General features: G+C 74.9%; 19 protein-coding genes. 11 read left to right on the top strand and 8 right to left on the bottom strand.

Annotated features, from left to right (window positions below; all coding sequences use genetic code 11):
• Positions 1-151: 151 nt before the first annotated feature.
• Positions 152-541, top strand: a complete 390-nt coding sequence (locus AB0B14_RS20075) for an Rv2175c family DNA-binding protein (RefSeq protein ID WP_357069473.1) — start codon at positions 152-154, stop codon at positions 539-541.
• A 156-nt stretch (positions 542-697) separates the two neighbouring features.
• On the opposite strand, the gene AB0B14_RS20070 is transcribed toward AB0B14_RS20075, so the two are convergent.
• Positions 698-1,780 (bottom strand): polyprenyl synthetase family protein, encoded by a 1,083-nt coding sequence (locus tag AB0B14_RS20070; RefSeq protein WP_357069475.1) that lies wholly within the window; start codon positions 1,778-1,780, stop codon positions 698-700.
• A 9-nt stretch (positions 1,781-1,789) separates the two neighbouring features.
• A complete protein-coding gene (locus AB0B14_RS20065; protein ID WP_357069477.1) occupies positions 1,790-2,179 on the bottom strand; it encodes a helix-turn-helix transcriptional regulator in 390 nt (129 codons plus the stop codon).
• A 248-nt stretch (positions 2,180-2,427) separates the two neighbouring features.
• Here AB0B14_RS20065 and metF point away from each other — a divergent pair, with 248 nt between their 5' ends.
• Together metF and AB0B14_RS20055 are read left to right on the top strand one after the other, a co-directional pair.
• Positions 2,428-3,345, top strand: coding sequence for a methylenetetrahydrofolate reductase [NAD(P)H] (gene metF / locus AB0B14_RS20060; protein ID WP_357069478.1), 918 nt, complete (start codon positions 2,428-2,430; stop codon positions 3,343-3,345).
• Positions 3,346-3,389: 44 nt separating this feature from the next.
• Positions 3,390-4,079 carry a CDP-alcohol phosphatidyltransferase family protein gene (locus tag AB0B14_RS20055; RefSeq protein ID WP_357523467.1) on the top strand — a complete coding sequence of 230 codons (690 nt, stop codon included), beginning with the start codon at positions 3,390-3,392 and terminating at the stop codon, positions 4,077-4,079.
• A gap of 44 nt (positions 4,080-4,123) precedes the next feature.
• Here the strand turns inward: AB0B14_RS20055 and crtI are convergent, their stop codons facing one another.
• The 6 genes from crtI to AB0B14_RS20025 are packed head-to-tail and all read right to left on the bottom strand — an operon-like array spanning position 4,124 to position 9,497.
• Complete coding sequence (gene crtI, locus AB0B14_RS20050; RefSeq protein WP_357523465.1) at positions 4,124-5,611, bottom strand: phytoene desaturase family protein; 1,488 nt, start codon at positions 5,609-5,611, stop codon at positions 4,124-4,126.
• Positions 5,612-5,622: 11 nt separating this feature from the next.
• Positions 5,623-6,750 (bottom strand): glycosyltransferase family 2 protein, encoded by a 1,128-nt coding sequence (locus tag AB0B14_RS20045; RefSeq protein WP_357523463.1) that lies wholly within the window; start codon positions 6,748-6,750, stop codon positions 5,623-5,625.
• Positions 6,747-7,709, bottom strand: coding sequence for a carotenoid biosynthesis protein (locus tag AB0B14_RS20040; RefSeq protein WP_357523461.1), 963 nt, complete (start codon positions 7,707-7,709; stop codon positions 6,747-6,749). The genes AB0B14_RS20045 and AB0B14_RS20040 overlap by 4 nt, the downstream gene beginning before the upstream one ends.
• Complete coding sequence (locus AB0B14_RS20035; RefSeq protein ID WP_357069488.1) at positions 7,706-8,257, bottom strand: GNAT family N-acetyltransferase; 552 nt, start codon at positions 8,255-8,257, stop codon at positions 7,706-7,708. Before AB0B14_RS20035 ends, AB0B14_RS20040 begins: the two co-directional genes overlap by 4 nt.
• Positions 8,254-9,012, bottom strand: a complete 759-nt coding sequence (locus tag AB0B14_RS20030; protein ID WP_357523459.1) for a monooxygenase — start codon at positions 9,010-9,012, stop codon at positions 8,254-8,256. The genes AB0B14_RS20035 and AB0B14_RS20030 overlap by 4 nt, the downstream gene beginning before the upstream one ends.
• Positions 9,009-9,497, bottom strand: coding sequence for a YbaK/EbsC family protein (locus tag AB0B14_RS20025; protein ID WP_357069492.1), 489 nt, complete (start codon positions 9,495-9,497; stop codon positions 9,009-9,011). The genes AB0B14_RS20030 and AB0B14_RS20025 overlap by 4 nt, the downstream gene beginning before the upstream one ends.
• Before the next feature lie 452 nt (positions 9,498-9,949).
• Here AB0B14_RS20025 and AB0B14_RS20020 point away from each other — a divergent pair, with 452 nt between their 5' ends.
• The 8 genes from AB0B14_RS20020 (at position 9,950) to AB0B14_RS19985 (ending at position 18,734) form a co-directional block, all read left to right on the top strand.
• On the top strand, positions 9,950-10,399 hold the full coding sequence (locus AB0B14_RS20020) for an SAV_6107 family HEPN domain-containing protein (RefSeq protein ID WP_357069494.1): 450 nt from the start codon (positions 9,950-9,952) through the stop codon (positions 10,397-10,399).
• Between the two features lie 108 nt (positions 10,400-10,507).
• Entirely contained in the window at positions 10,508-11,233 is a 726-nt protein-coding gene (locus AB0B14_RS20015) for a hypothetical protein (RefSeq protein WP_357523457.1), read from the top strand.
• The gene (locus AB0B14_RS20010; RefSeq protein WP_357523455.1) at positions 11,230-13,035 is read left to right on the top strand and encodes a DNA polymerase Y family protein; all 1,806 of its coding nucleotides are present in this window, start codon (positions 11,230-11,232) and stop codon (positions 13,033-13,035) included. The genes AB0B14_RS20015 and AB0B14_RS20010 overlap by 4 nt, the downstream gene beginning before the upstream one ends.
• Positions 13,028-13,162 carry a hypothetical protein gene (locus AB0B14_RS20005; RefSeq protein ID WP_357069501.1) on the top strand — a complete coding sequence of 45 codons (135 nt, stop codon included), beginning with the start codon at positions 13,028-13,030 and terminating at the stop codon, positions 13,160-13,162. Before AB0B14_RS20010 ends, AB0B14_RS20005 begins: the two co-directional genes overlap by 8 nt.
• Positions 13,159-16,533 (top strand): error-prone DNA polymerase, encoded by a 3,375-nt coding sequence (locus AB0B14_RS20000; RefSeq protein WP_357523453.1) that lies wholly within the window; start codon positions 13,159-13,161, stop codon positions 16,531-16,533. The genes AB0B14_RS20005 and AB0B14_RS20000 overlap by 4 nt, the downstream gene beginning before the upstream one ends.
• A 93-nt stretch (positions 16,534-16,626) precedes the next feature.
• Entirely contained in the window at positions 16,627-16,803 is a 177-nt protein-coding gene (locus AB0B14_RS19995; RefSeq protein WP_357069505.1) for a hypothetical protein, read from the top strand.
• 18 nt (positions 16,804-16,821) lie between these two features.
• Positions 16,822-17,571, top strand: coding sequence for a methyltransferase domain-containing protein (locus AB0B14_RS19990; protein ID WP_357069507.1), 750 nt, complete (start codon positions 16,822-16,824; stop codon positions 17,569-17,571).
• Positions 17,568-18,734: a nucleotide pyrophosphatase/phosphodiesterase family protein gene (locus AB0B14_RS19985; RefSeq protein WP_357523452.1), complete on the top strand. Its 1,167-nt coding sequence runs from the start codon at positions 17,568-17,570 to the stop codon at positions 18,732-18,734. Before AB0B14_RS19990 ends, AB0B14_RS19985 begins: the two co-directional genes overlap by 4 nt.
• The last annotated feature ends 22 nt before the right edge of the window (positions 18,735-18,756 follow it).

Here is an 18,756-nt window from a genome sequence, read left to right as displayed (position 1 = left end):
GTGAAGGTTGAACAGGATGCTACAGCCGGGCGCCGAACGGGTCAGTCCCGCCGCGCTCCTCGTCCCCGCACCCGCAGGTCAGCGGCGCCACGAGAGCGGTCGCTCGGGGTGCCGGTGGCCCGTCGCGACGGTGGCGTGGCAGGGTGGTCGGGTGACCGAACCCGTACCCGACCAGGCCGTGCCCAGCCTGGAGCTCGCCGGCCCCGCCGACCCGGCCGGCTGGCTGACCCTGCCCGACGTCGCCGAGCGCCTCGACGTGTCGATCAGCAAGGTGCACCAGATGATCCGTGACCGGGAGTTGCTGGCGGTCCGCCGCGACGGCGTCCGCCGGATCCCGGCGGACCTGGTTGCCAACCAGGTCGTGCTCAAGCACCTGCCCGGCGTGCTCAACCTGCTCACCGACAACGGCTACGACGACGAGGCCGCCCTGCGCTGGCTGTACGAGCCGGACGAGACCCTCCCCGGCAACACCCCGGCAGCCGCCCTCTCCGGCGACCAGGCCCGCGAAGTAAAACGCCGAGCCCAAGCCCTAGGCTTCTAACCCCCACCCCACCCGGGTTGATCATGGAGTTATTGCCACGACACGCCGAGCGGGCTGGCAATAACTCCATGATCAACGCGCGGAAGGATCAACGCGCGGAAGGATCAACGCGCGGAAGGATCAACGCGCGGAAGGGGCGCGGGGCGCGGGGCGGGGTTAGTCGGCTCGGCGGGTTGCGGCTATGGCCAGGTCGACGAGGGCTTGGCGGGCCTCGGTGTCCAGGTCGACGTTTGTCAGCGCGGCCAGCGCGGTGTCGGTGAGCGTGACGATCCGCTGCTCGGTGCGGGCCAACGCCCCGCTCGCGGAGATCAGCTCACGCAGCCGAGCCACCCCCCGCTCGTCCAACTCCGGGTTGCCGAGCTGGCTGAGCAGCAGCTCGCGGCCCGCGTCGTCGGTGGTCTCCACGGCCGCCGCCACCAGGTAGGTGCGCTTGCCCTCACGTAGGTCGTCCCCGGCCGGCTTGCCGGTCAGCGCCGGGTCACCGAAGACACCCAGCACGTCGTCGCGGAGTTGGAACGCCTCGCCCAGCGGCAGCCCGTACGCCGAGTAGGTCGCCCGTACGTCGGCCGTCGCGTCGGCCAGCGCGGCGCCGAACAGCATCGGACGCTCGACCGTGTACTTCGCCGACTTGTACCGGGCGACCTTGCTGGCCCGTTCCACCGAGGTGTCGCCGGTGACCTGGGTCAGCACGTCGAGGTATTGCCCGACGGTGACCTCGGTGCGCATCTCGTCGAAGACCGGCCGGGCCCGGGCCAACGACCACAGGTCCAGCCCCGCGGAGTGCAGCAGCTCGTCGGACCAGACCAGGCAGAGGTCGCCGAGCAGGATGGCCGCGGCGTCGCCGAAGCCGTCCGGGTCACCGCCCCAGCCGGCCGCCCGGTGCCGCGCGGCGAACCGCCGGTGCACCGCGGGCTCGCCGCGTCGGGTGTCGGAGCGGTCCATCAGGTCGTCATGGATCAGGGCGCTGGCCTGGACGAACTCCAGCGCGGCCAGGGCGGTGAGCACCTGGTCGCCGTCGAGCCCGCCCGCGCCCCGAAACCCCCAGTACGCGAAGGCCGGGCGTAGTCGCTTGCCGCCGCCGAGCACGAAAGCCTCGATCGCCTCGGCCACCGGGGCCAGGGCGTCATCCACGGCGGCGAGCCGCACCCGTTGGCCGATCAGGAACTCGGTGAGGGCTTTGTCGACCCGCTGCCGTAGGCCGGCACGGTCGACGGGTGAGACGGGGGCAGCGTGGGTCACGCACCGACGCTAGCGGGTCGCCGCGCTCCGCGCCCTACCGCCACGCGTAGTCCCGTCGGTGCGACCGGGGCCGCTGCGCCCCGCCGGTCGCACACCGGCCACCGCCGTGCGGCCCGGTCCGGGGGCCCGCGTCGAGCCGGTGCGGCGGGTGGCCGCGGCGGCCTCGGCGAGGGTCACCAGCGGCACGTCCAGGACGACGGCGAGCCAGCCGAGCCAGAACGCGCCGGGAACACGACGCTGCCGCTCCCACCGGGACACCTCGTGCCGGCTCAGGGTCGGCACCCCGGCGGCGGCGCACAACTCGGCGGCGGTGCGTTGTTGGCTCCAGCCACGGGCCAGCCGGCACCGGGCCAGCAGCGGGCCGAGCTGCGCCGGGCGCGGCGATCGAGGCGGGGTCATGCGTCCTCCTGGCGGGCGTCGGCGCGGTGACGGCCCACCCGCCCGACCGGACGGGACCGGCGTCACCGCGTGGTTGCTGACCCCCGCGCGGGACCCCGGGCGCCGCCCCCGTCGCCCCTCCCACGCCACCCATTCCTACCTCGGGGGTACGACGCCTTCCGCCCGCCGGGACCGGACCGGCAGGCGGTATCGGACCCCGAGGCGGAAAGCGCCTGGGCCGTGGTGGCGTCGCCCGCTAGAGTCGGGTCGTGGCGCTCGGTCTTCCCTCGGTACTCCCCAATCCGCAGCCGGCGATCGGGGAGCTCATTCGTGAGCGCCAGCCGACCTTCTCGTTCGAGTTCTTCCCGCCGAAGACGGAGGCGGGGGAGCGGCTGCTCTGGCAGGCCATCCGCGAATTGGAGTCGCTGCGCCCGTCGTTCGTGTCGATCACCTACGGCGCGGGCGGCTCGACCCGGGACACCACCGTGGCGGTGACCGAGCGCATCGCCACCGAGACCACCCTGCTGCCGATGGCCCACCTGACCGCGGTCAACCACTCGGTCGCCGAGCTGCGGCACGTGGTCGGCCGGCTCGCCGGTGTGGGGGTGCGCAACGTGCTGGCGGTGCGCGGTGACCCGCCCGGCAACCCGGGCGGCGAGTGGGTCCCGCACCCCGAGGGCGTCGACTACGCCGAGGATCTGGTCCGGCTGGTGCGTGACGCCGGTGACTTCAGTGTCGGCGTGGCCGCCTTCCCGTACAAGCACCCCCGCTCGCCGGACGTGGCCAGCGACACCGCGCAGTTCGTCCGCAAGTGTCGGGCCGGCGCCGAGTTCGCGATCACGCAGATGTTCTTCGAGGCCGACGACTACCTGCGGCTGCGTGACCGGGTGGCCGCCGCCGGGTGCGACACCCCGATCCTGGCCGGGGTGATGCCGGTGACCCAGATCGGCACCATCGAGCGGTCCGTGCAGCTGTCCGGTGCGCCGTTCCCGCCGGCGCTGGCGGCCCGCTTCGAACGCGTCGCCGACGACCCGGAGGCCGTCCGCCGCCTCGGCGTCGAGCAGGCCAGCGAGATGTGCCGCCGACTGCTGGACGAGGGTGTGCCGGGAATCCACTTCATCACCCTCAACCGGTCCACCGCGACCCGCGAGGTCTGGCAGAACCTGAAGGCCGGCGCGCGGGTGTGAATGCGGAGCCTGCGCTACCTGATGCCCGGCACGACGGTTGATCAGTGGTGGGCACACAGCTGAACTGGGACCAGTACGCCACGGCCTGGGCGCGGTTGCACGGCGGGTTCGACCCCCGGGTCGCGGCCCCGGTGGTACGCGCCTGGCTGCGGTTCGCCTACCACCTCGGGTACGTGCTGGGGCGGCTACGGGTCAGCCCCACCGCCGTCACCGTGGCCGGGGTGCTGCTCTGTTTCTGCGTACCGTTGCTGGTGACCCGGCCGGGCAACGGGCCCTTCCTGGGCGCGTTGTTCGTGCTGCTCGCCGCCGTGGCCGATAGCGTGGACGGCGCGGTGGCGGTCGCCACCGGCCGCACCACCCGGCTCGGCTACGTCTACGACTCGGTCGCCGACCGGCTCGGTGAGGTGGCCTGGCTGCTGGCGTTCTGGCTGGTCGGCGCGCCGGGCGCGTTGATCGTCGCGGGCGGCGCGTTGTCCTGGCTGCACGAGTACGTGCGGGCCCGGGCGGTCGCCGCCGGGATGCGCGACATCGGTGCGGTCACCGTGGGGGAACGCCCCACCCGGGTCTCGGTCGCGCTGGCGGGCCTGGTGGTCGCCGGGCTGGCCGGGCTGATCGAGCCGGACCTGGCCGCCGGCACCATCACCATGGCGGCCGCGGTGTGGGTGCTGCTTGCCGGTTTCGGCCTCGGGCAACTGCTCTCCACCATCCGCCGCGCCCTGCTCGACGCCGGCTGAGGCACACCCCGGGCCAGCTCGACGCCGGCTGAGGCACCCCGGGTCTACCAGGCGGGGCCGATCTCGTCGGCGACGATCTGCGCGGAGAGGGTGACCATCGGCAGCCCGCCGCCCGGGTGGGTGGAGCCGCCGACCAGCCACAGCCCGTTCGCCGGGCCCCGGTTGGCGGGGCGCAGCAGCCCACCGGCGGTGCCGTAGATCGAGCCACCCGGCGCGCCGGTCGCCGCACCCAGGTCGGCCGGGGTGCGGATCTCGCGGAACAGCAGCCGGTCGCGTACGTCCACGCCGCGCTCCGCCAGCACCTCCAGGATCCGATCGGCGTACGCGTCGGCCAGCCCCGGCCGTCGCCAGTCGACAGCACCCGCCGCGGTGCCGTGGCGGGGTGCGTTGACAAGCACGAACCACGCCTCGTGCCCGGCCGGGCGGACCATCGGGTCGTCGGCCACGGTGACGAACACCGTCGGGTCGACCGCCGGCCGGGCCCGGACGCCGCGCCCGGGGTTTCCGAAGACCGCGTCGAACTCCGCGTCGTAGTCGTCCGGGAAGAAGACGGTGTGGTGGGCCAGCCCGGTGCTGCCGGCGACACCGAGCAGCAGCACGAAACCGGCGAGGCTGCGGTCGGTCAACCCGGCCAGCCGACGCGGGTGCGGCAGCAGGTCACGGTAGACGGTGAGCGCGTCGGTGTTGGCCACCACGACGTCGGCGGGCACCGGGGCGGTGACACCGGCGAGGCGTACCCCGTGCACCCGGCCGCCGGTGGCGTCGATCCCGGTGACAGTGGTGTCGGTCTGCACGACCACGCCGAGGTCCAGGCAGCGGGTCAGCAGCGCGTCGGCGAGCGTGCCCAGCCCACCGCGCAGGTACCAGCCGCCGAAGGCCAACTCGGCGTAGGGGACCGCGACCAACGCCGCCGGCGCCCGGCGCGGGTCGGCGCCGGTGTAGGTGGCGTACCGGTCCAGCAGCATCCGCAGCCGCGGGTCGGACAGGTGCCCCCGGCCCAGCCCGCGCAGGGTGCGGCCCGGGGCGATGGCGGCCAGGTCGCCGAGCCGCCAGGCCAGCGACGCGAGATCGCGGGGGGAGTCGACGGTACGGCGCAGGATGTCCCGCTCGGAGGCCCGCCACACCCGTTCGGCGCGGCGCCACAGCCGTTGCCAGTCGGCCGCCGCCCGGTCACCGAGGGCGGCCCCGATCCGGGTGGTGAACTCCACCGGGTCGGCGCACGAGTCCAGGGTCGGGCCGCCGCCGGGAAAGACGTGCCGGACGATCGGGTCCAGTGCGACCAGGTCCAGGTATTCGTCGAGCTTCGCGCCGGTCGCCTCGAACAGGTCGTGGAAGACCTGGGGCAGGGTGAGCAGGCTCGGCCCGGTGTCGAAGTGGAACGACCCGGCCGGGGTGTCGTGCGCGTACCGGCCGAGCTTGCCACCGACCGCGTCGGCGGCCTCGAAGACGGTCACCTGGTGCCCGGTGGCGGCCAGCCGGGCGGCGGTGGCGAGGCCACCCACCCCGGCGCCGACGACCACGATCCGCGCCATGCCGCGTCCTCCTAGCTGACCGGGCGGCCCCGCCAGGTCAGGCGGCGTCGCTTTCGCAGATGGTACGACCGTAGGGTCAACCAACCGAGGACCACGACCGACACGGGGTGTGCGAGCGCGTCGGGCCACCACCGGCCTCCGGTCGCCCGCGCGGTGAGCACCCGTCCGGCCACCCCCAGCAGGTAGCCGGCCAGCGCCACGGCGGCCACCCGCGGCGCGCCGGCGAGCAGCGCGCTGACCGCGACCAGTGGCGGGGCGGTGTAGAGCAGGAGCAGCAGCGCCACCACGACCGCCGCCGCGCCCGGGTGCCCGAACGACGCCCAGAGCGACTTCGCGTACCCGTCGCGCAGTTGCGGCCAGTCGTCGTACATCCGGCAGGTGGCCAGCCGGGAACCGTCGGCCAGGGCGATCCGGCCGCCGGCCCGCTTGACCGCCCGGGCCAGCTCGACGTCCTCCAGGATCTTGTCGGCGACCGCGGCGTGCCCGCCGGCGGCGGTGTAGCCGGCCCGGTCCACCACCAGGAACTGCCCGCCCGCCGCGGCCAGCGACGGCCGCGGCGAGCGTTCCATCGCGCGCAGCGGCAGGAACGTCAACCAGAGCCACTGCAACAGCGGCTGCACCAGCCGGTCGGCCGCCGTCGCCACCACGATCCGGGGGTACGGCGACAGCAGCGTCACGCGGGCGGCGCGCAACTCGGTGACGGCCGCCGCGACCGCGTGCGGGGCGAGCACCACGTCGGCGTCGACGAAGACCAGCGCGGTGGCGTCCGGGTCGGCTCGGGTGGCCAACTGCCAGCAGGCGTGCGGTTTGCCCAGCCAGCCCGGCGGCGGGGCGACCCCGGTGCGCAGCGTGACCCGGGGGTCGTCGCCGGCCACCGCGCGGACCACCTCGGCGGTGCCGTCGGTGGAGCCGTCGTCGAGGACCACGACGCGCAGCCCGGGCACGCCGCGCTGGGCGAGCAGGGCGCGCAGGCAGGGCGTGACCCGGTTGGCCTCGTCGCGCAGCGGCAGCAGCACGGTGACCCGCTCGTCGACCTCGTCGGGTCGGTCCGTGGGCCGGCGCAGCCACCCGGCGGCGTTGAGCCAGGTGTGCCCGGTCAACGCGGCGACGGCGACCAGCAGGGCGAGCAGGACGATCATCGGGTCGCGTCGACGCCGGAGCGGTGCGGCTGGTGGGCCTCCCGGCGGGTGTCGCGGCCCCGGCGGGCACGCAGCAGGGTCACCGCCAGCGGGACGGCGGTCACCGACATGCCAGCCGCCCCCCAGAGCGCCGACGCGGGCAGGTCGAGGAGGACCGCGTGGGCCAGGATGCTGGAGAAGTACGTCCACAGGTAGAGCGTGACCATCGGGTCGTCGCGCCGGTCGGTGTGCTCGGCGGCCGACCCGGCCAGCGGGCGCAACGCGCTCATCAGCAGCACCGCGAAGAGCAGCCAGCCCAGGTAGTTGCTGACCGGGATGCCGGCCAGGCCCGGCAACGCGGGGGTGGCGTCCCGCCAGACCCAGTAGCCCTCGGCCACCATCTGCGGGTCGAGGAAGAGGTCCCAGGCGGCCAACCCCACAGTGGCCAGCGCGATCCGCCGTACCCACAGCTTGGCCGACCCACCGCGACCGGCCCACGATCCGCCGCCGTTGCCGGTCGGTGCGCCGCCGTTGCCGGTAGCCACGCCGCCGTTGCCGGTAGCCACGCCGCGGTCGCCGGTCGGCACGCCGTTGCGGCTGGCGCGCGGCACGGTGCCGCCGGTCAGCCGGACCGCCGCCAGCCAGGCCGGCCAGGCCATCCAGGTCCAGGCCAGTGGAATGATCAGCGGCACTCCGGCCAGCTTGGGGCCCAGCTCGCCGGAGTAGTCGTAGCTGCCGAACGGCACACCGGTGGCCACCCCGATCGCCTCGATCGCGAACCCGCCGCCGGTGGCCACCGCGACCAGCGCCGCCGCGACCCGCGGGCCCCGGCTGAGCAGCGCGTGGCCCACCGAGAGCAACCACCCGAGCACGACGGTGGCCACGGTGAGCCCGGCCCGGGTGGCGCCGGTGGTGAGCGGGTAGCAGATCTGGGCGAGCACCAGGACGGCGAGCAGCGTCCAGGAGATCCGCCGGGTCATGACTTCGGTGGCTCGAGCGGCAGATCCCGACCGAGGACACCGAACGGCCGCTCGTCACCGGGGAAGTGGAAGTTACGCAGCACGTCGACGAAGCCGAACCGCCGGTACAACCGCCAGGCCCGCGAGGTCTGCTCGTCGGCCTCCGGGGTGGACAGCAGCGTGGTGTCGCCCTCGGCCATGCCGAGCAGCGCGCGCAGTTGGCCGGTGCCCAGGCCGTGCCCCTGCGCCGGTGGCCGGACGTGCAACTCGACCACCTCGAAGCAGTGGGTGAGCCAGCGGGCCCGGGTCGGGGCGTCCAGCGCTCGGTGCACCTGGTCGTGCCACCACTGGCCGGAGGCGCCCAGGTAGCCGTAGCCGAAGCCGGCGAGGTGACCTTCGCTGGTCAGGCTGGCGACCGCCCGGAAACCCGGCCGGCGGACGTGGGTGGCGATGTAGCCGCGCCGGGCCTCCAGCAGGTCGGTGCGGTATCCCATCGCCTCGCCGTAGACGGCCACCACGTCGTCCAGCCGCCGGACCAGATCGTCCGGCGTCCAGCGCACCAACCTCATGCCCGTCCACCCTTCACCGTTTCGGGGCCGCCGTCGGCGGCCCATCCGAGCACCGTCCGGTCGCCGACCACGTCGCGCACCTCGAACCGGGCGAACAGCTCCTCGGCGTACCAGCCCGCGGTGGAGGTTCGCATGATCGCCGCCCGGTGCTCCGGGTGACGGTACGCGAACGCCACCAGGTCTGTCGGGTCGCGCCACACGCTCACCGTGCCCTGCCAACCCAGCGGTGCCTCCCCGACCCCGAACCGGGCCAGCAACCCGGGCGCGTCCCGCAGGGCGGCGGCCACCGGCGGGATCGCCCGCCAGAAGGTGGCCGCCCGGCGGACCCGCAACCGGGCCCGGGTCAGCGCCAGCACTGGGCCGGTGACCCGGCCTCCCGGTGGATCACCGAACGGCCGCTGGCCGGACCACTCGCCCCGGCTGGTCAGCGGACGCAGGTCGACCCGGGCGGAGGCGCGGGCGATGCGGGCCCAGGCACGCCCGACCGGCGAGTCGTCGAAGCCGGCCGCCGCGGCGGGGGAGTCCCAGACGGTCAGCGCCGCCCACCGGGTCAGGTCGGCGTCACCCGGCCCGAAGCCGGTGCCGGTCCCGGTGCCCAGCAGCTTGCCGAACCGGACGCCGGGCAGGGCCCGCAGCCGGCGCGGGTCCACGGCCATCCGGGTCAGCGCCCGGGGCAACGCGCCGCGGGAGATCCGCCAGACGTGCAGGGTGACCAGCTCCGGCGCCGTGCGCACGCCACCGCTCCGCTCGCTCACGCCACCTCGGCCGGGCTGCCGGCGGTGACCCGCAGCAGCTCGGCGTAGGTGGTCGGGAAGACCGCCTGCGGCACGCCACCCGCGGCCCAGATCTCGGGGTACGTCGCCAGCGCCGTGTCCACCAGGGTGCGCAGCGGGTGCGGGTGCCCGAGTGGGGCGACCCCGCCGATCGGCTGCCCGGTGTGCGCCCGGACGAACTCCGGGGTGGCCCGGCGCAGCCGGGTGACCCCGATCGACGCGGCCAGGCCGGCGGTGTCCACCCGGTGCGCGCCGGAGGTGAGCACGAGCAGCGGCGTGTCGTCCGCGTCGAAGACCAACGAGTTGGCGATCTGGCCGACCTCGACGTCGAGCGCCTCGGCGGCGGCCGCCGCGGTGGGCACCGCGTCGGGCAGCAGGCGGATCGTGCTGGGCTCACCGGCGCCGTCGAGCGTGCCGGCGGCGGTGAGCGCGTCCTGCACCGCCCGTACGTTCGGGTGTGACTGCATGTCGCCATTCTTCCCGGTTCGTCGATGACGGGTTCAGCCCGGTTCGCTCGGCTGGCACGGCCGGCGCGTCACACGTTGCATTTTCGTCGGTGGGGAGGTGTACTGTCAGCAGCAGTTAGAACGAGTGTTCGATTGCCTCGAACGCCCGTTCCAACCAGCCGGAGCGCGGCGTTTCGCGGCGCCAGCTCCGGGCGGTGTGGCTCCGCGGGCCGCACCTGGGTTTCCGGGCAGTCGCGAGCCTGGTCCCGACAGGCAGGAGCGTCGCCCGCTGCCCACGACCCCCGGGCAGCGGGCGACGCACCCGCCGGTACGCCGGCCGGGTGTGGTGTGGGGAAGCGTCCACACCCGGCCGGCCACACCCGGTGCGTCTTCCTCCGCACCACCCGACCTCGGCGTCTCGTCGGCGGCACCAATGCGCCGAGGCGACGCCCGGCCACGTGGAGGAGACACCCATGCCGACCAACCCGGCCCAGGCACCGACGGTGCCGGCGCACGTGCTGCCGCACCGCACCCCCGCCCAGCTCCTCACGTTGGCCCGACGCGGGCTGGTCGAGGCCGGCCAGACCCGACCCGACGGCCTGCGCTACGCGGCTGCCCACCTGGCGGCGCTGCGTGCGGCGGCTGCCCTGCTCGCCGCCCGGGCCCGGCCCGCGCCGAGTCGGCGCAACCGGATCACCAGCGTCTGGGTCCTCCTCTGCGCCGTCGCTCCGGAGCTCGACGAGTGGTCCCGGTTCTTCGCCGCCGGGGCCAGCAAACGCGCCGCCGCCGAGGCCGGCATCCCCCGGGTGGTCAGCGCCCGGGAGGCCGACGACCTGCTCCGCGCCGCCGAACAGTTCGTCACGGTGGTGGAGACCGCGCTCGGCGTGTCCCACCAACCGGCCCTGGACGGCCTCGCCGCATGATCCCGCCGTGCCACCGACCGCCCCGCGGGGGGAGCCGGGCGGCCGGTGGCACGGCGTGCCGGTCCTGAATGTGATCCACAGCAGCAGCAATGACGGGGGGTTGGTCCAATGGCGGGCCGCATGGTGGTCGGTTCCGCCGCACTTGCCGATCTGGTGCGCCCGGCGAGCGCACCCGACCAGGTCGGTGGCCACCGGGTGCTGCCGGTGGCACCCGAGCTGACCGGTCTGCTGCCCAACCGGGGCCTGCGCCGGGGGAGCACCATCGCGGTCGCCGCCGGCCAGCCCCAGCGCAGCGGCGGCACCTCGCTGATGCTGGCACTGCTCGCCGAGGCGTCCCGGGCCGGCTCGTGGTGCGCAGTGGTCGGCGTGCCGACGTTCGGTGCGGGGGCGGCCGCCGAGTTGGGCATCGCCCTGGACCGGTTGGCCCTGATTCCGAATCCCGGCCCCGAGTGGGCCACCGTGGTCGCCGCGCTGATCGACGGGGTGGACGTGGTGGTCACCACCGTGCCGGCCACGGTCTCCGCCTCGGTCGCCACCCGGTTGGCCGCCCGGGCTCGGCAGCGCGGCAGCGTGCTCGTCCCGTACGGCCGGTGGGACGGCGCGGACGTGACACTGCAGGTGGTCCGTGGAGTGTGGGAAGGGCTCGGCCAGGGCCGGGGGCGGCTGCGCCGCCGGGAGGTCACCGTCTCGGCGCGCGGGCGCGGGGCAGCCGCCCGACCCAAGGAGATCAAGGTCTGGCTCCCGGGGGACGAGCTGACCCGGGTCATTCCCCGCACGGTGCCGTCGACCGTGGGCCGACCGGCCACGCCGCTCGCCCTGGTCGGTCGGGGGTGACCGGTTCTCCGCCACGCACCCTGCTGCTGTGGTGCCCGGACTGGCCGGTGCTCGCCGCCGAGATCGTCGACGGGGTGCCGGCGACCGGCCCGGTCGCCGTGCTGCACGCCAACCGGGTGGTCGCCTGCTCCGAGCGGGCCCGCGCCGAGGGGGTGCGCCGAGGCCTGCGCAAACGGGAGGCGCAGGGTCGGTGCCCGCAACTCACCGTCGTGGAGTACGACCCGGGCCGCGACGCCCGGGCGTTCGAGCCGGTGGTCGCCGCGGTGGAGGAGTTGGTCGCCGGTGTGGAGGTGGTCCGTCCGGGTGCCTGCGCGGTGGCCGCCCGGGGGCCGGGCCGTTACCTCGGCGGCGAGGAGGCGGCCGCCGAGCGGATCATCGAGCACGTCGCCCAGTCGTGCCTGGTGGAGAGCCAGGTCGGCATCGCCGACGGGGTGTTCGCGGCCGGGTTGGCCGCCCGCGCCGGTCGGGTGGTGGCACCGGGCGGGACACCGGAGTTCCTGGCCGGGTTGCCGGTCGAGGCGCTCGGCCGGTCGGCGTTGGCCGACCTGCTGCGCCGCCTGGGGGTGCGTAGTCTCGGCGACTTCGCCGCGTTGCCCGCCGGCGACGTGTTGGCCCGGTTCGGGTTCGACGGTGCGCTGGCCCACCGGCTCGCGGCCGGTCGCGACCACCGCCCGCTCGCCGTCCGCCAGCCACCGGCCGACCTCACGGTGACCGCCGACTACGACGAGCCGATCGACCGGGTCGACGCGGCGGCGTTCGCGGGCCGCGCGTTGGCCGAGCAGTTGCACGAGGGGCTGGCCGGGCACGGGCTGGCCTGCACCCGGCTCGGCATCGAGGCGGTCACCGAGCACGGTCAGGAGCTGCACCGGGTGTGGCGTCACGATGGCCTGCTCACCGCCGCCGCCATCGCCGACCGGGTGCGCTGGCAGCTCGACGGTTGGCTCTCCGGCAGCAGCGGGCGTACCGGCGCCCGACCGGCCCGGCCGACGGCCGGCATCATCCGGTTGCGGCTGGTCCCGGACGGGGTGATCGCCCAGGCCGGTCTGCAGGCCGGCCTGTGGGGGGAGACCGGCGAGGAGCGGGAACGGGCACACCGGGCGTTGAGCCGCGTGCAGGGCATCCTCGGCCCGGAGGCGGTGGTCACCGCCGTGCTCGGCGGTGGGCGCTCCCCGGCCGACCAGGTGCGACTGGTGCCGTGGGGCGACGAACGCCTACCCGCCCGTCCCGGCCCGGCACCGCTGCCCGGCGAGGCGGTCGCGCGTTTCGGCCCGGCGTCGTTGTCGGGTGATGCGGTTGCGCGTTCTGGTTCGGCGTCGTTGTCGGGTGAGGCGGTTGCGCGTTCCGGTTCGGCGTCGTTGTCGGGTGAGGCGGTTGCGCGTTCCGGCCCGGCGCCGTTGGCCGGTGAGGCGAGCGCCAGCGGCGCTGCCCGGGCCGTCGGTGCCGGTCGGCCTGCTGCTCCCGGCACGGGCGGGGTGCCGCCGTGGCCCGGACGACTCCCGGCGCCGGCGCCGGCGGTGGTGCTGCCCAGCCCACTCGCCGCGACCGTGCACGACGCCGCCGGCGAGCCGGTGGTGATCAGCGCGCGGCTGGCGGTGAGCGCTCCGCCGGCCCGGCTGGTGGTCGGCACCGGCCGGCCGGCGGAGATCGTCGGCTGGGTCGGCCCGTGGCCGGTGGACGAGCGGTGGTGGGCCCCGGCCGAGGCCCGCCGTCGGGCCCGGTTCCAGGTCGGCCTCGCCGACGGCACCGCTCTGCTGCTCGCCGTCGAGGCCGGGCAGTGGCTGGTGGAGGCGATCTATGACTGAGCACACGTCCCCTGGCCGTGATCGACTCGACATCCTGAAAACCGCGGTGTCCCGCCTGTGCGGACCGCCCGATTTTCAGGAGGTCGAGTCGATCACGCTCTGGCCGGGCGAGGTGGCGGCCAGGTGAGCTTCCACAACCCCAAGATGCCCTGGTCGGAGCTGGAGCGGGTGCTCTCCGGGCGGGCCGACGGTGGCTCCGGCGGGCGGTCGCGCGAGGAGCGGCACCTGCACGTGGTGGACCCGCTCGCCGTGGACGCCGACGGGGGCGACTCCCCGGCCTGGAGTCGCCACCGCGAGCGGTACCAGCCACCCGAGCTGACCCGCCCCGACGGTGTGGTGCCCTACGCGGAGCTGCACGCGCACACCAACTTCAGCTTCCTCGACGGCGCCAGCCATCCGGAGGAGCTGGCCGAGGAGGCGGCCCGGCTGGGGCTCACCGCGCTCGCCGTCACCGATCACGACGGTTTCTACGGGGTGGTCCGCTTCGCCGAGGCGGCCCGCACGCTGGGCCTGCCGACCATCTTCGGCGCGGAGCTGTCCCTCGGGCTGCCCGGCCCGCAGAACGGCGAACCCGACCCGCACGGCGCGCACCTGCTGGTGCTCGCGCACGGCCACGAGGGGTACGCCCGGCTGGCCACCACCATCGCCCGCGCCCAGCTCCGCGGCGGGGAGAAGGGCCGCCCGGTCTACGGGGAGCTGGAGGAGGTCGCCGCCGAGCTGCGTGACCACGTGCTGGTGCTGACCGGCTGCCGCAAGGGGCACGTGCCGGGGGCGCTGCTCACCGAAGGGGTGGACGCGGCGGCCCGCGAGTTGGACCGGCTGACCGCGCTCTTCGGCGCGGAGACGGTCGCGGTGGAGCTGACCGACCACGGCCATCCGATCGACGCCGACCGCAACGACGCGCTCGCCGAGCTGGCCGCCGAGGCCGGGCTGCCGACGGTGGCCAGCAACAACGTGCACTACGCCAGCCCCGGCCGGCGTCGGCTGGCCACCACCGTCGCCGCCGTCCGGGCCCGCCGCAGCCTGGACGAGATCGACGGTTGGCTGCCCGCGGCGGCCACCGCCCACCTGCGCAGCGGCGCGGAGATGGCGGCCCGGTTCGCCGCGTACCCGGGTGCGGTGGCGCGGGCCGCCGAGTTCGGTGCCGAGTTGGCGTTCGACCTCCACCTGGTCGCGCCGCAGCTGCCGGCGTACCCGGTGCCGCCGGGGCACACCGAGATGAGCTGGCTGCGCAAGCTGACCGCCGACGGGGCACACGAGCGCTACGGGCCGCCGCAGGCGCACCCGACGGCGTACGCGCAGCTCGACCACGAGCTCAACATGATCGAGGAGCTGGGTTTCCCCGGCTACTTCCTGGTGGTCTACGACATCGTCGCGTTCTGCCGCGAGCAGGACATCTACTGCCAGGGTCGGGGGTCGGCGGCCAACTCGGCGGTCTGCTACGCGTTGCGGATCACCAATGTGGACGCGGTCCGGCACCGGCTGCTCTTCGAGCGGTTCCTCGCCCCGGAACGGGACGGTCCACCGGACATCGACGTGGACATCGAGTCCGACCGTCGGGAGGAGGTGATCCAGCACGTCTACACCCGCTACGGCCGGGAACACGCCGCCCAGGTCGCCAACGTCATCTCCTACCGGCCCCGGTCGGCGGTGCGGGACGTGGCCAAGGCGTTCGGCTTCTCACCCGGGCAGCAGGACGCCTGGAGCAAGCAGATCGACAGGTGGGGCTCGGTCGCCACGGTCGACGTCGAGAACATCCCCGAGCAGGTGGTGGAGTACGCCAACGAGTTGCAGACGTTCCCCCGGCACCTGGGCATCCACTCCGGCGGCATGGTGATCTGCGACCGGCCGGTGATCGAGGTCTGCCCGGTGGAGTGGGGGCGGATGCCCGGGCGCAGCGTGCTCCAGTGGGACAAGGACGACTGCGCCGCGGTCGGCCTGGTCAAGTTCGACCTGCTCGGGCTGGGCATGCTCTCCGCCCTGCACTACGGCTACGACATGATCGGCGAGAGCCTCGACCTGGGCGACATGACGCTGGACGACCCGGAGGTCTACGACATGCTCTGCCGGGCCGACTCGGTGGGGGTGTTCCAGGTGGAGAGCCGCGCCCAGATGGCCACCCTGCCCCGGCTCAAGCCCCGCGAGTTCTACGACCTGGTGGTGGAGGTGGCGCTGATCCGGCCCGGCCCGATCCAGGGTGGTTCGGTGCACCCGTTCATCCGGCGCAAGAACGGCCAGGAGCCGGTGACGTTCGCGCACCCGCTGATGCGCAACGCCCTGGAGAAGACCCTGGGTGTGCCGCTGTTCCAGGAGCAGTTGATGCAGCTCGCCATCGACCTGGCCGGCTTCGACGCGGCCGAGGCCGACCAACTGCGCCGGGCGATGGGCGCCAAACGCTCGGTCGAGCGGATGACCCGCATCGCCGACCGACTCTACGCCGGGATGGCCGAGCGGGGCATCACCGGCGAGCTGGCCGACGACGTCTACCGCAAGCTCACCGCGTTCGCCAGCTACGGCTTCCCGGAGAGCCACGCGATGAGCTTCGCCTACCTGGTGTACGCCAGCTCCTGGCTCAAGCGCTACCACCCGGCGCCGTTCCTGGCGGCGCTGCTCAACGCCCAGCCGATGGGCTTCTACTCCCCGCAGACACTTGTCGACGACGCCCGCCGGCACGGGGTGGAGGTTCGCCGCCCGGACATCAACGCCAGCGGGGCGGTGGCGGTGTTGGAGTCCACCCCGGACACCCGGTGGGGCAGCGGGCCGGGGGAGCCACCGCACGCCTGGGGGCTGGGCGGCCCGGCCGTCCGGCTGGGGCTGTCCGGTGTGCGTACCCTCGGCGCCGACGTGGCCGAGCGGATCGCGGCCGAGCGGGCGGCCGGCGGGGCGTACCGCGACATGTCTGATCTGGCCCGGCGGGTCGGTCTCACCGCGGCGCAGCTGGAGGCGCTGGCCACCGCGGACGCCTTCGCCTGTTTCGGGCTGACCCGGCGGGAGGCGCTCTGGGCCGCCGGCGCGGCGGCCCAGGACCGGCCGGGCCGGCTGCCCGGCACGGTGACCGGCGCGGCGGCGCCCACGCTGCCCGGGATGGAGGCGGTGGACCGGCTGGTCGCCGACGTGTGGGCCACCGGGCTGTCCCCGGAGAGCCATCCGGCCCGGTTCATCCGGGGGCAGCTCGACGTGCTCGGCGCGGTGCCGATCGCCCGGCTGGGTCGGGTGGAGCCCGGCCAACGGATCCGGGTCGGTGGCATCGTCACCCACCGGCAACGCCCGGCGACGGCGGGTGGGGTCACCTTCCTCAACCTGGAGGACGAGACCGGGATGCTCAACATCACCTGCTCGCCGGGGCTGTGGCAGCGCTACCGGCGGGTGGCTCGCACCAGCGCGGCGCTCGTGGTCCGGGGGCGGTTGCAGCGGCACGAGGGGGTGACCAACCTGGTCGCCGACCGGCTGGACGCCATCGAACCGCCGGTCAGCCCCGCCTCCCGTGACTTCCGTTAGGAGAGTGATCCACATTACGGTTTCTCGCGCCGTCGAGCGGGAGACTCGTCCTGAGCGGGCAGAGCGGCCCGTGATCCGTGAGGGGGAATGACAGTGAAGGGCAATCACGCGTACACCGGTGGAATCGCCAACGCCCGGCGGACCCGGCTGGGCACCGGCTGGGTGCCGGCGCACCTCGCCGACCCTCGCGAGTACGAGGTGACAAACGGGCCGGTGGCCAACGAACGCCGGTCCCGGGCCGAGGACGAGGCCGAGGGCACCGACTCCTGACCCACTAGGCTCGACCGGGTGGAGCAGACCCGAGGCCGGTTCGCCGAGCCGCCGCTGACACCCCGTACCGCCGTGATCTGGTCGGTGCTCCGCGCCGAACTGGACCGGCGCGGCGACGCCGAGCTGACCGTGCTGGACGTGGGCGGCGGCACCGGCGGTTTCGCCGTCCCGCTGGCCCGCGCCGGGCACCGCGTCACAGTGGTCGACGCCAGCCCCGACGCCCTCGCGGCGCTCACCCGCCGCGCCGCCGAGGCCGGGGTGGCCGACCGAATCGACGCCGTGCAGGGCGACGGCGACGCCCTCACCGGGCTGGTCGAGCCGGCCGGCGTCGACCTGGTGCTCTGCCACGCCGTGCTGGAGGTGGTCGACGACCCGACGCCGGTGGTGACCGCGTTGGCCACCGCGTTGCGTCCCGGCGGGGCCGCCAGCGTCCTGGTGGCCGGCCGGGCCGCCGCCGTGCTCGGCCGGGCCATAAACGGGCACCTGGACGTCGCGACCGCCCTGGCCGCCGATCCGGCCGGCACCGCCGGGCCGCGTGACACACTGCGCCGGCGCTACGACGCCCCCGGCGCCGCCGCGCTGCTCGGCGCCGCCGGGCTGGTGGTCGAGGAGATCCACGGGGTACGCGTGCTGGCCGACCTGCTGCCGGCCGCGGTCGCCGACGGGCAGCAGGCCGCGGTGGTCGAGTTGGAACGCGTACTGGCCGCCCAACCGCCGTACCGGGACCTGGCCGCCCAGCTGCACCTGTTCGCCCGCCGGCCGGCATGAGCGACTCGCCGACCCCGGCGCCACTGGCGATCCTCGGGCCGGAGCACGGCGGCGGCCGTCTCGCCGAGGTGCTGCCCAGCGCGCTCGCCGTGCTGGGCGTGCCCGGCTCGGCCGACCCACTCGGGCTGGCGCCCGCGCTGCCCGGGGTGCGCCGGATCGCCGTGCTGCTCGTCGACGGGCTCGGCTGGTACCAGTTGCCCACCGCCGCCCCGTACGCGCCGACGCTCGCCGGGCTCGCCGCGACGGTGGGCCGTCCGCTCATCGCCGGTTTCCCGTCCACCACCCCGACCAGCCTGGTGTCGCTGGGCACCGGCGTACCGCCCGGCGCGCACGGGGTGCTCGGCTTCACCGTGCGGGTGCCCGGCAGGGACCGGGTGCTCACCCACACCGACTGGTCCGGGGACCCGTCGCCGCTGAGCTGGCAGCCGGTGACCACCCAACTCGAGCGCGCCCGCGCCGCCGGGGTAACGACGACAGTGGTGAGTCGGCCGGAGTTCGGCGGCAGCGGATTGACAGTGGCCGCCAACCGGGGCGGCGACTTCCGGGGCGCCGCCGGCGGGGACGCGGTGGCCGCCGCCATGCTGGCCGCGCTGGCCGCCGGCTCCGGGCCGACCCTGGTCTCCGGCTACCACGCCGACCTGGACCGGCACGGCCACGTCAGCGGCGTCGACTCGGTGCCCTGGCGGGACGCCGCCACCGAGGTAGACGCGCTTGTCGCCCGACTGGTCGACGGTCTGCCGCCGGACGCGGCCCTGCTGGTGACCGCCGACCACGGTCAGCTCGACATTCCCGCCACGCACCGATTCGACCTGGACACCGATCCCCGACTGCGCGACGGGATCCGGGTGGTCGCCGGCGAGGCCCGGGTGCGCTACCTGCACGTCGCACCGGGCGCACTCGACGACGTGGTGGCCGTCTGGTCGACGGTGCTCGGCGACGCCGCACGGGTACGCACCCGCGACGAGGTGGTGGCCACCGGCTGGTTCGGGCCGGTGCCCGAGGAACACCTCGCCCGGATCGGCGACGTGGTGGTGACCTGCAACGACACCTACGCGGTCATGGCCAGCCGCACCGAGCGGCCGATGGCGTCGAAGCTGGTGGCCTACCACGGCTCGGACACCGCGGCCGAGCTGACCGTGCCACTGCTGGTCGTACGCGGCTGACCGGCGTACGGTCCGGCTCGCC

Origin of the sequence: Micromonospora sp. NPDC049171 (assembly GCF_040648275.1) — a bacterium.
Classification (GTDB): domain Bacteria; phylum Actinomycetota; class Actinomycetes; order Mycobacteriales; family Micromonosporaceae; genus Micromonospora.
This window is presented reverse-complemented; position numbering and strand designations above follow the sequence as displayed.

Excerpts from the sequence above, each read along its gene's own strand:
- AB0B14_RS19985 (WP_357523452.1), top strand. The coding sequence starts at position 17,568 with ATGAGCGACTCGCCGACCCCGGCGCCACTGGCGATCCTCGGGCCGGAG.
- crtI (WP_357523465.1), bottom strand. The coding sequence starts at position 5,611 with ATGGCGCGGATCGTGGTCGTCGGCGCCGGGGTGGGTGGCCTCGCCACC.
- AB0B14_RS20005 (WP_357069501.1), top strand. The coding sequence starts at position 13,028 with ATGACTGAGCACACGTCCCCTGGCCGTGATCGACTCGACATCCTGAAA.
- AB0B14_RS20065 (WP_357069477.1), bottom strand. The coding sequence starts at position 2,179 with ATGACCCCGCCTCGATCGCCGCGCCCGGCGCAGCTCGGCCCGCTGCTG.
- AB0B14_RS20040 (WP_357523461.1), bottom strand. The coding sequence starts at position 7,709 with ATGACCCGGCGGATCTCCTGGACGCTGCTCGCCGTCCTGGTGCTCGCC.
- AB0B14_RS20025 (WP_357069492.1), bottom strand. The coding sequence starts at position 9,497 with ATGCAGTCACACCCGAACGTACGGGCGGTGCAGGACGCGCTCACCGCC.
- AB0B14_RS20020 (WP_357069494.1), top strand. The coding sequence starts at position 9,950 with ATGCCGACCAACCCGGCCCAGGCACCGACGGTGCCGGCGCACGTGCTG.
- AB0B14_RS20015 (WP_357523457.1), top strand. The coding sequence starts at position 10,508 with ATGGCGGGCCGCATGGTGGTCGGTTCCGCCGCACTTGCCGATCTGGTG.
- AB0B14_RS20035 (WP_357069488.1), bottom strand. The coding sequence starts at position 8,257 with ATGAGGTTGGTGCGCTGGACGCCGGACGATCTGGTCCGGCGGCTGGAC.
- AB0B14_RS20045 (WP_357523463.1), bottom strand. The coding sequence starts at position 6,750 with ATGATCGTCCTGCTCGCCCTGCTGGTCGCCGTCGCCGCGTTGACCGGG.